Source organism: Pseudomonas sp. NY11955 (assembly GCF_048068035.1).
Lineage (GTDB): Bacteria > Pseudomonadota > Gammaproteobacteria > Pseudomonadales > Pseudomonadaceae > Aquipseudomonas.
Genome location: NZ_JBLUPS010000018.1, coordinates 89,038 through 101,207, shown reverse-complemented (window position 1 = coordinate 101,207; position 12,170 = coordinate 89,038). Strand labels below are relative to the sequence as shown.

Genomic DNA, 12,170 nt, shown 5'->3' with positions numbered 1-12,170 from the left:
AAGCACCACGCGATCCCTGTAGGAGCAGCCTTGTGCTGCGAAGAGGCCCGTATAGCCGACACATCACTGTCAGCCGTACGGGCCTCTTCGCAGCACAAGGCTGCTCCTACAGTGACCGCGCCTGCTTCTGCAAACACTCAAAAGTAATCATGAAATGTACGTCATCTATGCCTGACGAATCGTGAGGTAATGCTACGCTCGCGGAAATACTCAGCACGGATAACTACCATGGAAATGAACTGGCACCAGGCCTTGCAAGAGAGCCTGAGCTGGCTGGCAATCGCCTCGTTCATCACCCTTGTCTGCTTCACCGCAGCCGCGGCACTGGCCGTGCGTTGTACACGCTGGGGTAGCCAGTTCTGGCAGCTTGCCGGGCCCTATTTCAGCTTCCGGCGCAGTTGGCGGCCGTTGCTGGTGTTTGCCCTGCTATTGGTCCTGACGCTGTTTTCGGTTCGTCTTAACGTGCTGTTCTCATTCTGGTACAACGGCTTCTACAGCGCCCTGCAGGGTCTAGACCAAGCCGCTTTCTGGTACCTGCTCGGGGTCTTCGCGGTGTTGGCCACCATCCACGTGCTGCGCTCGCTGTTCACTTTCTATGTGAGCCAGGCCTTCAGCATCAAGTGGCGGGTGTGGCTGACCGAACGCCTGACCCACGACTGGATGCAAGGCGATGCCTACTACCGTGGCCAGTTCCTCGCCGAGCCGGTGGACAACCCCGACCAGCGTATCGAGCTGGACGTCAACGCCTTCGTCACCAACTCGGTCACCCTTGCCCTGGGTGCGGTCAGTGCGCTGGTTTCGTTGGTGGCGTTCACCGGTATCCTCTGGGGGCTGTCAGCACCGTTGACAGTGGCTGGGGTGGAGATCCCTCGGGCAATGGTATTTGCCGTGTACCTGTATGTCATCGTTGCCACCTGGGTCGCTTTCCGCCTCGGGCGCCCGCTGATCCGCCTGAACTTCCTCAACGAAAAACTCACGGCCAACTTCCGTTACGCGTTGATGCGCCTACGCGAGAACGCCGAGAACATTGCCTTCTACCAAGGTGCGCAAGTGGAGCGGGGCACGTTGCTGGGCCGCTTTGCTGCCTTGATAGTCAATGCCTGGGCACTGGTGTTCCGGAACCTGAAGTTCAGTGGCTTCAACTTGGGTGTCAGTCAGGTTGCCGTGGTGTTTCCGTTCATTCTCCAGGCGCCGCGCTTCTTCAGTGGTGCGATCAAGCTGGGCGACGTCATGCAAACGTCCCAGGCCTTTGGCCAGGTGCAGGATTCTTTGTCTTTCTTCCGTGAGTCGTACGATGCATTCGCCCAGTATCGCGCTACCCTCGACCGTCTGACCGGCTTTCTCGATGCCAACGAGCAGGCAAGTGCGTTGCCGCGCGTCGCTACCGAAGACCAGGCGCATGCGCTGCAGATCGCCGGTCTGCAGGTGCTACGCCCGGACGGGCACGCACTTATCGCTGACCTGGACTTGAGCCTGCATGCCGGCCAGGCGCTGTTGATCAAAGGGCCATCGGGCAGTGGCAAGACCACGCTGCTGCGCGCCCTGGCAGGGCTGTGGCCGTATGCCGAGGGTGAGGTCAGGCGGCCGACGGGCCATCAGGCTCTGTTCCTGTCGCAGCGCCCGTACTTGCCGCTGGGTGACTTGCACACCGTCATTGCCTACCCGGCAGCCGGCAAGCCAGAGGATGAGGCGCGAATGCAGCAGGCTTTGCGCCAGGTCAACCTGGCCCACCTGGCTGAGCGCCTGGACGTCAGCAGCGACTGGTCACATATCCTCTCGGTGGGTGAGCAGCAGCGCCTGGCGTTTGCCAGGGTGCTGTTCAACCGGCCGCAGGTGGTATTCCTCGACGAGTCCACCTCGGCGATGGATGAGGGGCTCGAGCATGCCTTGTATGCGCTGTTGCGCTCGGAAATGCCGGGTGCACTGCTGGTCAGTGTCGGCCACCGCAGCACGCTGGCAGGGTTCCATACCCACCGGCTGGAGGTAGACGGGCAGGGCGGCTGGACGTTGTTGGAGCAGCAAGCAGCGATGGCCTAGTCCGGTTTGAGGGGCCGATCGCCATCCAGCATCGCTATCAGCTCGGTCCCTTCATTAGCGTCAGTCCCGCCAGGGTGGCACCTGAAAACCCCGCGCCGACCAGGAAGGTTGCCTGAAACCCCGCACCATCCCACAACAACCCGGCTACTACGCTGGCTACCAGCAGCGCCACGCCGGTCAGCAGGTTGAACAGGCCGAAGGCGGTACCACGCAGGTTAGCCGGGGCGCTGTCGGCGATCATTGCAGCGAAGATACCCTGGCTGAAGCCTAGGTGCAGGCCCCAGGCTGTAACGCCAAGGGCCAGCCCGACCCAGCCCGGTAGCAGGGCCAACAGCAAGTCGGCAGTGATCAGCAGGCCCAGCCCGGCCATCAGCACGCCACGGCGTCCCGCCCGGTCCGACAGCACTCCGGCAGGGTAGGCCGACAGTGAGTAGGCCAGTGCCATCAATACCAGCACCGCCGGCGCCCACAGCGGCGCCAGGCCCATATCCTGAGCACGCAGCAGCAGGAACGCCTCGCTGAAGCGGGCAAGGGTGAACAACGTGGCCAGGCCGATCAGGCGCCAATAGGCCGGCCCGAGGCGTCCTAGTTCGTGCAGTGCCAACGGTGAGCGTACCGGCCGCCCCGCAGGTGGGGTTTCAGGCTCGCGAACGAAAGCGATGAGGATGTACACCGCCACAAAGGCCGGGATCACCGCCACCCAGAACACGGTCTGGAAATGGCTCGCGGTCAGCCACATCAACACGATCGCCAACAACGGCCCGAGAAAGGCGCCCACGGTGTCAAGGGTCTGGCGCAGGCCGAACGCCGCGCCGCGCAACTCGGCGGGCGTAACATCGGCCACCAGCGCATCGCGCGGCGCCCCACGAATGCCTTTGCCGACCCTGTCGACGAAACGTGCCGCCGTCAGCCACTCAAGGCCCGAGGCCATGGGAAATACCGGTTTGGTCAGCGCACCTAGGCCATAGCCGAGCACCGTCAGCAACTTGCGTTTACCCAGCCGGTCGCTGAGGGCGCCGGAAAATACCTTGGTGATCGATGCGGTCGCCTCGGCGATGCCTTCGATAAAGCCTACTGCAACCACCGAAGCGCCGAGCACGCTGACCATGTACAAGGGCAACAGGGCGTGGATCATCTCCGAAGAGATGTCCATGAACATCGACACGAAGCCCAGCGCCCAAACGCTGCGAGGGATCTTTGGCAGGTTGCTGGCGGTACTTGCCGGGCTGCTGTCTTCATTGCTGCGCATCTGGGCTCTCGGCAAAGGTGTACGTTCGAAACTGTAGGAGCCCGCGCGTAGGATGCAAATCGGATGGATAGCTAGTGCCATCGAAGGCAAAATTGGTTTCGTACCGTCCTGACAGCCGATCGTGCCGAAAGTCGGAGGAGCTGTAGATGAAAGTAGTGACCCATCCCAGGCAAGCCCGCGGCTACTGGGGCCAAACACTCAACCGCAATGCCAGTGCCGCCAAGGTCACCAGCAACACCGGCACAGTCAGCAGTACCCCGACCTTGAAGTAATAGCCCCAGCCGATCACTACCCCCTTGCGTGCCAGCACATGCAACCAAAGCAACGTGGCCAGGCTGCCGATTGGAGTGATCTTCGGCCCCAAGTCGCAGCCGATGACATTGGCGTAGATCATCGCTTCGCGTACCACCCCCTGCGCTTCGCTGGCATGGATCGACAATGCGCCGATCAGCACGCTGGGCAGGTTGTTCATCAGTGATGACAGCAAGGCAGCCATCAACCCGGTGCCCAGCGACGCCGCCCATAGCCCGTGCCCGGCAAGCCAGTTCAGCAGGCCGGCAAGGGCGTCGGTCAGGCCAGCATTACGCAGCCCATACACCACCAGGTACATCCCCAGCGAAAACACCACGATCTGCCACGGCGCCTCGCGCAGCACACGGCGGGTGGCGATTACATGGCCACGCGCTGCCACGGCGAACAGCACCGCGGCGCAGGCCGAGGCCACGGCGCTGACCGGGATGCCCAATGGTTCCAGCGCGAACAGCGCGGCCAGCAACACCACCAACACCACCCAGCCGGTACGGAATGTGGCGCGGTCGCGAACCGCTAGCGCTGGCAATTGCAGGTCGGCTGTCGCGTAGCGCAGCGGAATGTCGCGGCGAAAGTACAGCCACAGCACCAGCAGCGTGGCCGCCACGGCCACCAGGTTCACCGGCACCATCACGGCGGCATAGGTGTTGAAACCGAGCCCGAAGTAGTCCGCTGACACAATGTTTACCAGGTTCGACACCACCAGCGGCAGGCTGGCAGTGTCGGCGATGAACCCGGCGCCCATCACGAAGGCCAAGGTTGCCGTGGGGGAAAAACGCAGCGCCAGCAACATCGACATGACGATGGGGGTCATGATCAATGCAGCGCCATCGTTGGCAAACAGTGCCGACACCGCCGCCCCCAACAGCACCATGAAGGCGAACAGGCGACGCCCGTCGCCACGTGCCCAACGTGCCACGTGCAGCGCCGTCCAGGCGAAGAAACCAGCCTCATCCAGCAGCAGGCTGATGACGATGAGGGCGATGAAGGTGGCGGTGGCGTTCCAGATGATTGCCCAGACCGCAGGCACGTCCTGCAGCGACACCACGCCGCACAGCAGGGCCAAAATCGCACCGAGGCAGGCGCTCCAGCCAACGCCGAGGCCTCTGGGTTGCCAGATGACCAGGGTCAGGGTGAACAGGAAGATCAGGGCGGCTGGCAACATGAAGATCTGGCTCAGGGCATAAGGGGCAAGTGATCACTGTAGACAGCCCAGAAACCCGTTACTTGCGGATCACGCGATTTCAGTGAATGCGGCGCTCTATCTCCAGGTTCAGCAAAGTTCCGTTACAAACATGTAAAGTTCGTAAATAAGATTTACTCGCATTTGCGAGTCCCTATATTTACCACCCCTGTTGGCCGCCAAACTGTGTTTGCGGGGCCGGTGGGCGAAGGCTCCCGGTCTCCGACAGGGATGTGCCTTTTTGCTCATGACTCGCAGGAGATGTACCCATGCATTGCAGAACTTCACCCAACAGCCTGGCCCTGGCGTTCGTCGCATTGGCGTCGCCGGCCATGATGGCCACCGCGGCAGAAACCGAGGAGCGGCGTGTGGGTGAGGTGCTGGAAGTGCCGGCCGCCGACAATGCGCTGGTGATCCAGGACACCCTAGTCACCGCCGAGCGCGAGGCGCGACAGGCCCTGGGCACGTCGATCATCACCGCCGAGGACATCAAGCGCCACCCACCGGCCAATGACCTGTCCGACATCATCCGCCGCGAGCCGGGAGTCAACCTGACCGGCAACAGTGCCAGTGGCGCACGCGGCAACAACCGGCAGATCGACCTGCGTGGCATGGGCCCGGAAAACACCCTGATCCTCATCGACGGCAAGCCGTCCAGTGCGCGCAACGCCGTGCGCTATGGCTGGAACGGTGACCGCGATACCCGTGGCGAAACCAACTGGGTGCCGGCCGAAGCGGTCGAGCGCATCGAGATCCTGCGTGGCCCGGCCGCCGCACGCTATGGCTCCGGTGCCATGGGCGGGGTGGTCAACATCATCACCAAGCGCCCCTCTGACGAACTCAAAGGCAGCGTCAGCCTGTACACGCAGCTGCCCGAAGACAGCGCCGAAGGCGCCAGCCGCCGGGCCAACTTCAACCTCGGCGGTGGCCTGACCGATAACCTCGGCTTCCGTTTGTACGGTGGCCTGGCCAAGACTGACGCCGACGACCTGGACATCAATGCCGGGCATGCCACCAGTGCCTTGGTGGCGGGGCGAGAAGGGGTACGCAACAAGGACATCAATGGCCTGTTGAGCTGGAAACTGAACGACGAGCACCGCCTCGAAGCCAGTGCCGGTTACAGCCGCCAGGGCAACATTTTTGCCGGCGACACCATGAACAGCAACGGGGGTGGTGACGTCGATTTCGTCTCCAGCCTGTATGGCCACGAAACCAACGTGATGCAGCGCAGCACCTACGACCTGACCCACCTCGGTGATTTCACTTGGGGTACCAGCAAGACCACACTGGCCTACGAGTACGTACGCAACTGGCGCCTCAATGAGGGGCTGGCAGGTCGCACCGAGGGTGCCCCAAGCGACGAAGGCGGGGCCATGTCACGCTTGCGCAACACACGCCTGAGCAGTGAAGTGAACCTACCGTTCGCCCTGGGCAGCACCGAGCACGTGCTTACCTTGGGCGGCGAGTACCTGTACGAAGCCCTCAATGACCAGGGGTCGCTGCGCCCGCAAAGCTCCGACCCCTCCAGCAATGGCGGGCTCGTTGGTTTCGACCGCAGCAGCTCGAAGATGACCGCTCGCAGCTACGCGCTGTTCGTCGAAGACAACATCATTGTTGGCGACACCACCATTACCCCGGGCTTGCGTTTCGACCACCACGAAACCTTCGGAGACAACTTCAGCCCCAGCCTGAACCTGTCGCACAAGCTGACCGAAGCGCTGTCGGTAAAAGGCGGTATCGCCCGCGCCTACAAGGTCCCGAACCTGTACCAGTCCAACCCCAACTACCTGCTGTACAGCCGCGGTAACGGCTGCAGCGTGCTGCAGACCAACAACGGTGGCTGCTACCTGCAAGGCAACGCCGACCTCAAGCCCGAGATCAGCGTCAACAAGGAAATCGGCCTGCAGTACGACCGTGGCACCTGGCGCACCAGTGCCACTTACTTCCGCAACGACTACAAGAACAAGATCATCGGTGATACCGATGTGCTTTACACCATCGGTACCGGCAGCCGCGTGACCCAGTGGGACAACGCCGGCAAGGCACGGGTGGAGGGTGTCGAAGGCAACTTCTTCATCGAGCTGACGCCGACCCTGGACTGGAACACCAACCTGACCTGGATGCTCGACAACGACAACCGCGAGACGGGCGAGCCGTTGTCGGTGATCCCGGAGTACACCGTCAACACCACCCTCGACTGGCGCGCCACCGAGCAACTGTCGTTCCAGGTGGCGGGCACCTACTTCGGCAAGCAGAAATCGCCGACCTACAACTACCGCACCCAGCAAGACTACGACAAGACCGCCCAGCAGGACGTCGAGGCGTATGGCCTGGTGGACGTGAGTGCCGGGTACAAGTTCAACGCCAACTACGATGTGCGCGTGGGGGTGAACAACCTGTTCGACAAGCAGATCCTGCGTGGCGGCAATGCCAGTAGCTCGGGGGCAAACACTTACAACCAGCCGGGCAGGGCGGTGTTCGCTGCGCTGAACATCAACTTCTGATCCATGGGGCCGCATAGCGGCCCCTTCGCTGGTCTCAAGGAATTCTCCGATGATCAAGGCCCCCGTCTGGCTACAGATCCTCTCCCGCAGTACCGCCGCGCTGCTCGGCGGCTATGCCCTCAGCTACGCCGCCAGCGCGTGCCTGGCCCGTGTCCTGCCGCTTTCCGCCTCCGACGCGGTCATCGTTGCAACACTGCCGGCCTTCATTTTCTATACCGCGGCTATCCTCTGGGCGTTTGCCAGCCGTAATGCCCTGCGCGCCTGGGCGCCGCTGGCGCTGGCAGCGCCTTTCACGCTAATCGGCTTCTGGCCGCAAGTGCTGGGGTGGCTGGCATGAAGAACACCTTCACCCAGTCGATGGCCTGGCTGCACACCTGGGCCGGGCTTATCTTCGGCTGGCTGCTGTTCGCCATCTTCGTCACCGGCACCCTGGCGGTGTTCGACAAGGAGCTCAACCACTGGATGCAGCCGGAAATCCCGGCCACCCAGGTGTCTCAGGCCGATGCCGCCCAGCGCGCCATCGCCTACCTGCAGGCCCATGAGCCGCAGGCGGGCAATTGGGGCATCAGCCTGCCGAGCGAGCGATCACCTGGGTTGCGCGTATCCACCGGCGAACGGCGCCATGGCGGTGGCGTGCAGCTCGACCCGCGCACTGGCGAGGCCATCGAAGTGCGCGACAGTGTCGGCGGCAATTTTTTCTTCCGCTTCCACTTCACCCTCGACCTGCCACGCAACTGGGGCATTTTCGTGGTCGGTGCGCTGGCGCTGGTGATGCTTGCGGCATTGGTCACCGGTATTGTCATCCACAAAAAAATCTTCAAGGAGTTCTTCACCTTCCGGCCGAACAAGGGCCAGCGCTCGTGGCTGGACTTCCACAATGCCAGCGCCGTGCTGTTGCTCCCGTTCCACTTGATGATCACCTACACCGGCCTGGTGATTTTCATGCTCATCTACATCCCTGCCGGGGTCGATGCGTTGTTCGCCGGCGACACGCGCGCCTACTTCCAGGCCCAGGGCAATGCGCGCCTGGAACAGCCCCGTGGTTTGGCCAGGCAGCCCGCCGAGCTGGTCGATGTGGCGCCGTTGCTGGCCCAGGCCGAAGCGCGTTTGGGGCCCATTGGTGGCTTGAACATTCGCAACCCCAACACTGCGGCGGCGCGTATCGAAGTCCGTCCCGAGCTGGGCAACCGCATCGCCTTGGCCAAGGGGCAGGCCATGGTCTTCGATGGCGTCAGCGGGCAATTGCTCAGCGACGTGCCAGAGTGGCGCGCGGTGCCGCTGACCCAGCGGGTCATGGTTGGCCTGCACTTCGCCCAGTTCGGTGGCTACCCGATGCGTTGGTTGTACTTCGTCTGCGGGTTGGTCAGTTGCCTGATGATCGCCAGCGGCCTGGTGCTGTTCTGCGTGAAGCGCGGGCGCAAGTACGCCAGCGCCACGGCCGATGCTTCGGCGCGACGCGGGTACCGGTTGGCCGAGGTGTGCAACGTGGGCTTCACTAGCGGCCTGTTGCTGGCGTGCGTGGGGCTGTTGTGGGCCAGCCGCTTGCTCCCGGTGGAATTGATGCAGCGGGAAAGCTGGGAGGTGCGCGCGTTCTTTGGCATATGGGTGTTGGCGCTGTTGCATGCCAGCGTCAAGCCGGCGCGTCGAGCCTGGGTCGAGCAACTGCTGCTGGTGGCATTGCTGTGTATCGGCCTGGGTGCGTTTGGCGGCCTTGCCGACACCATGCGCCTGGGGGTTGCGGCTTGCGGGCTGGCATTGGGGGCAATACTTGGGCTGGTGGCCTGGCGGGTGCGGCAAGCGCAACCGTCGCCACAGAAGGTCAGGGCCGGGCGGCGCATGGAGGCCGAGGCATGATGATGTGGATCACGGGCGGTGTGCTGTTCGCCTATGCCGGCATGCTTGGGCTTTGCCAAGGGCTGGAGCGGCATTACAAGCAGGTATGGAACCGGCCCTGCCCACGGATACTGCGGCTTGGCTTGCGTGGTGCCGGCTGGCTGGCATTGCTGATCAGCCTGGTGCTGTGTAGCACGGCCTGGGGTTGGGCCATGGGGCCGGTGGCCTGGTTCGCCGCACTGTCGCTGGCAGGGATGCTGCTGGTGATGTTGCTGGCGTACTGGCCACGGCTGGCGGTGGGGTTGGTGCTAGCGCTGCCGGTATGGGGAATGGTTCAGTTGGTTATCTGAGCCCGGGCAGAAGCTGCGGCTATCGGCCTGCCACTTTGGCAAACGCCTCGCGAAAGCGCTGCATGTCACGCTCATCGCCCACACTCACCCGTACCCAGTTCGGCCAGCTCGGCCAGATTCGCCCCACCAGCACGCCTTCCTCGGCCAGGCGCTCGACCACCGGCTGGCCGGGGCTGCGCAGGTCGATCATGAAGCAGTTGGCCTGCGATGCGGTGCAGCGCCAGCCGCGCTCGGTCAGCCAGGCGATGGTCTGGTCGCGCAAACGGGCGTTATCGGCCTTGCGCTGCGGCACCAGCCGACGGTCCTGCAAGCTGGCCAGGCCGGCGAGCAGGGTCGGCGCAGGGGCGACGTTCTGGCCGTCGTAGGCTTCCAGCCGCTGCAACAGCGGTGCCTGGCCAATGGCAAGGCCCAGGCGCGCGCCCGCCATCCCGTAGAGCTTGGAAAAGGTCTGCAGCACCAGCAGCTCGGGGTGCTCCTTGACCAGGCCGATACAGCTCTGTGCATCGCTGAAGTGGATATAGGCCTCATCCACCAGCACCACGCTGCCGGCCGGCTTGCGTGCCAGCAGTCGTTCTATGTCCTGGCGCGGGGTAACGGTGCCGGTAGGGTTGTTGGGGTTGCATAGATAGATCAGCCCGGCTGTGCGGTCCGCCGCCAGCATGGCGTCGACATCATGGGCGTGGTGCGCATTCAGGGCGACGCTGTGCACCTGGGTGCCACGCCCGGCGGCGGCCTCGGCAGGCGCCTCGTAGGACGGTTCCGGTACCACCAGGCTGCGTGCCCCGGTGAAGGCCATCACCGCGTGCTGCAACGCCAGTTTCGAGCCACAGAACACCTGCACCTGGTCCGCCGCCAGGCCATGCTCGGCAGCGAAAGTATCGATCAGCCGATACTGCGCGTCGTAGGGGTAGCGCCCGCACAGACCGATGCCTTCGCGCATCGCCTCGCGTGCGGCCGAGCTCGGCCCCCAGGGGCTTTCGTTGTAGTTTATGCGCGCAGGACCGGTTTCGGCGGCCGGGGAGGGGAGCGTAGCGTTGGCCCAGTTGATCTGCCCGAGCAGCGGCAAAGCCATGCCCAGACCCACCAGTGAGCGACGTGTCATATCGGTCATGTGTCGACGTCCCTGTTGTCATTGGTCACATCAGGGACGAAGCGCAGTTGCTGGAATTAATGGTGGCAAATTGCTGTAAAGGCGGCCTGCTTCGATATTGTTGCAGCCAAAAGCCCCGCAGCATGCTAAACCATGCGCCCCAGCCTGCCGCGAGTGATGCCTGGTGAAAGCCATCCGCCTGACCCTGATCTGCCACGCCCTGACTCAAGCTCAGAGGACCGGGCGCCTACACCGTGAGGACGATGGCATCCTGGCGTTGGCGCAACCGCCCGCTGCCAATCTGCCAGGGGTGCAACTGCTGAGTGCGCCAGAGCGACGTGCCCGCGAAACGTCAGCGTTGTTGACGGGGCCGGTGCAGATCGAGCCGGCATTGGCAGATTGCGACCTGGGGCGTTGGCAGGGTTTGTCGTTGAAGCAGCTGCAAACCGAACAACCGCAGGCATTGGCCCAATGGCTGCAAGACCCGGCCAGTGCGGTGCATGGTGGGGAGTCGTTCGCCGCGCTGTACCAACGCCTGGCCGCCTGGCTGGCGGCCTTCGACAAACCGGGTGAGTGGCTGGCGGTGACTCATCCGATGGTCATGCGCGCTGTGCTGGTGCAGGTCCTCGGGGGCCCACTGACTGCCGGCCAACGTATCGACGTGCTGCCACTGTCACGCCTGGCGTTGAGCTTCACCGGGCAGTGGCGCCTGCGTCTGGATTGAGGATTAGAACGCCAGCTTGTAACCGATCAGCAGCAGCATGGCGGCCAGGCAGGGGCGCAGCACGCGGTCGGAGATGCGCCCGGTGAGGTGGCTGCCCAGGTAGATGCCCGGCAGCGAGCCTAGCAGCAGGTAGCCCAGCAGCGACCAGTCCATGTTGCCCATGCCCGCGTGGCCCAGGCCCGCGACCAGGGTCAGTGGCACGGCGTGGGCAATTTCAGTACCGACCAGGCGGCGGGTAACCAGGAACGGGTACAGCAGGAACAGCGCCACGGTACCCAGGGCGCCAGCACCGATGGAGGTAAGGGTAACCATCACCCCCAGTACCACGCCGGTGAGGACCGTCAGGATATTGAGGCTGCGGTCGCTGAGGTGATAGTGGTCACCGGCATGGCGGCTGGCGAAGGCCTGCAGACGCGATTTGAACAGGATGGCCAGCGCGGTCAGGATCAGCACCACCGCCAGGCCTTGCTTGATGATGGCGTTCAGCGCCGAGGTGTCGGTGTGCAGGGTGCTCAGGAACCACAAGGTCAATGCCGCGGCAGGCACGCTGCCCAGGCTGAGCAGGCCGGTGATTTTCCAGTCGATGTTCTTTTGCCGCGCATGCACCCAGACGCCACTGGCCTTGGTGATGGCTGCATAGAGTAGGTCGGTACCGACGGCAGTCGCCGGGTTGATGCCAAACCACAACAGGATCGGGGTCATCAGCGAGCCGCCACCGACGCCGGTCATACCGACGATGAAACCCACGACCAGGCCAGCAATGGTGAAACCGAAAGAACCTACATCCATACGCTACTCGACTGCCCAACTTTGCCCGTTATCGGATGCCAGCCAGCATATAGATTTTTTTATAGCCAAATAGACTTGTTCGTTATTAGGTTATAACTGGGT

At 63.3% G+C, this 12,170-nt stretch carries 10 protein-coding genes; 6 read left to right on the top strand and 4 right to left on the bottom strand.

The genetic code is table 11. The features are described from left to right. Positions 1–228: 228 nt before the first annotated feature. Positions 229–2,037, top strand: a complete 1,809-nt coding sequence (locus ACNFBR_RS25545) for an ABC transporter ATP-binding protein/permease (protein ID WP_416737302.1) — start codon at positions 229–231, stop codon at positions 2,035–2,037. Positions 2,038–2,074: 37 nt separating this feature from the next. Here the strand turns inward: ACNFBR_RS25545 and ACNFBR_RS25540 are convergent, their stop codons facing one another. Together ACNFBR_RS25540 and ACNFBR_RS25535 are read right to left on the bottom strand one after the other, a co-directional pair. Beyond that, entirely contained in the window at positions 2,075–3,286 is a 1,212-nt protein-coding gene (locus ACNFBR_RS25540) for an MFS transporter (RefSeq protein ID WP_416737301.1), read from the bottom strand. A 181-nt stretch (positions 3,287–3,467) separates the two neighbouring features. Beyond that, positions 3,468–4,760 carry an arsenic transporter gene (locus ACNFBR_RS25535; protein ID WP_416737300.1) on the bottom strand — a complete coding sequence of 431 codons (1,293 nt, stop codon included), beginning with the start codon at positions 4,758–4,760 and terminating at the stop codon, positions 3,468–3,470. A 287-nt stretch (positions 4,761–5,047) separates the two neighbouring features. On the opposite strand from ACNFBR_RS25535, the gene ACNFBR_RS25530 reads away from it, so the two are divergent. The 4 genes from ACNFBR_RS25530 to ACNFBR_RS25515 are packed head-to-tail and all read left to right on the top strand — an operon-like array spanning position 5,048 to position 9,465. Continuing rightward, complete coding sequence (locus tag ACNFBR_RS25530) at positions 5,048–7,282, top strand: TonB-dependent siderophore receptor (protein WP_416737298.1); 2,235 nt, start codon at positions 5,048–5,050, stop codon at positions 7,280–7,282. Between the two features lie 49 nt (positions 7,283–7,331). Continuing rightward, complete coding sequence (locus tag ACNFBR_RS25525; RefSeq protein WP_416737297.1) at positions 7,332–7,619, top strand: iron transporter; 288 nt, start codon at positions 7,332–7,334, stop codon at positions 7,617–7,619. Continuing rightward, on the top strand, positions 7,616–9,136 hold the full coding sequence (locus ACNFBR_RS25520; RefSeq protein ID WP_416737296.1) for a PepSY-associated TM helix domain-containing protein: 1,521 nt from the start codon (positions 7,616–7,618) through the stop codon (positions 9,134–9,136). The genes ACNFBR_RS25525 and ACNFBR_RS25520 overlap by 4 nt, the downstream gene beginning before the upstream one ends. Beyond that, positions 9,133–9,465: a DUF3325 domain-containing protein gene (locus ACNFBR_RS25515; RefSeq protein WP_416737295.1), complete on the top strand. Its 333-nt coding sequence runs from the start codon at positions 9,133–9,135 to the stop codon at positions 9,463–9,465. Before ACNFBR_RS25520 ends, ACNFBR_RS25515 begins: the two co-directional genes overlap by 4 nt. Before the next feature lie 19 nt (positions 9,466–9,484). Here the strand turns inward: ACNFBR_RS25515 and ACNFBR_RS25510 are convergent, their stop codons facing one another. Then, a complete protein-coding gene (locus tag ACNFBR_RS25510; protein ID WP_416737294.1) occupies positions 9,485–10,576 on the bottom strand; it encodes a pyridoxal phosphate-dependent aminotransferase in 1,092 nt (363 codons plus the stop codon). Between the two features lie 163 nt (positions 10,577–10,739). On the opposite strand from ACNFBR_RS25510, the gene ACNFBR_RS25505 reads away from it, so the two are divergent. Then, positions 10,740–11,279: a histidine phosphatase family protein gene (locus tag ACNFBR_RS25505; RefSeq protein WP_416737293.1), complete on the top strand. Its 540-nt coding sequence runs from the start codon at positions 10,740–10,742 to the stop codon at positions 11,277–11,279. 3 nt (positions 11,280–11,282) lie between these two features. On the opposite strand, the gene ACNFBR_RS25500 is transcribed toward ACNFBR_RS25505, so the two are convergent. After that, positions 11,283–12,068 carry a sulfite exporter TauE/SafE family protein gene (locus ACNFBR_RS25500; protein ID WP_012271535.1) on the bottom strand — a complete coding sequence of 262 codons (786 nt, stop codon included), beginning with the start codon at positions 12,066–12,068 and terminating at the stop codon, positions 11,283–11,285. Between the last annotated feature and the right edge of the window lie 102 nt (positions 12,069–12,170).

Excerpts from the sequence above, each read along its gene's own strand:
- ACNFBR_RS25545 (WP_416737302.1), top strand. The coding sequence starts at position 229 with ATGGAAATGAACTGGCACCAGGCCTTGCAAGAGAGCCTGAGCTGGCTG.
- ACNFBR_RS25540 (WP_416737301.1), bottom strand. The coding sequence starts at position 3,286 with ATGCGCAGCAATGAAGACAGCAGCCCGGCAAGTACCGCCAGCAACCTG.
- ACNFBR_RS25535 (WP_416737300.1), bottom strand. The coding sequence starts at position 4,760 with ATGTTGCCAGCCGCCCTGATCTTCCTGTTCACCCTGACCCTGGTCATC.
- ACNFBR_RS25530 (WP_416737298.1), top strand. The coding sequence starts at position 5,048 with ATGCATTGCAGAACTTCACCCAACAGCCTGGCCCTGGCGTTCGTCGCA.
- ACNFBR_RS25525 (WP_416737297.1), top strand. The coding sequence starts at position 7,332 with ATGATCAAGGCCCCCGTCTGGCTACAGATCCTCTCCCGCAGTACCGCC.
- ACNFBR_RS25520 (WP_416737296.1), top strand. The coding sequence starts at position 7,616 with ATGAAGAACACCTTCACCCAGTCGATGGCCTGGCTGCACACCTGGGCC.
- ACNFBR_RS25515 (WP_416737295.1), top strand. The coding sequence starts at position 9,133 with ATGATGATGTGGATCACGGGCGGTGTGCTGTTCGCCTATGCCGGCATG.
- ACNFBR_RS25510 (WP_416737294.1), bottom strand. The coding sequence starts at position 10,576 with ATGACCGATATGACACGTCGCTCACTGGTGGGTCTGGGCATGGCTTTG.
- ACNFBR_RS25500 (WP_012271535.1), bottom strand. The coding sequence starts at position 12,068 with ATGGATGTAGGTTCTTTCGGTTTCACCATTGCTGGCCTGGTCGTGGGT.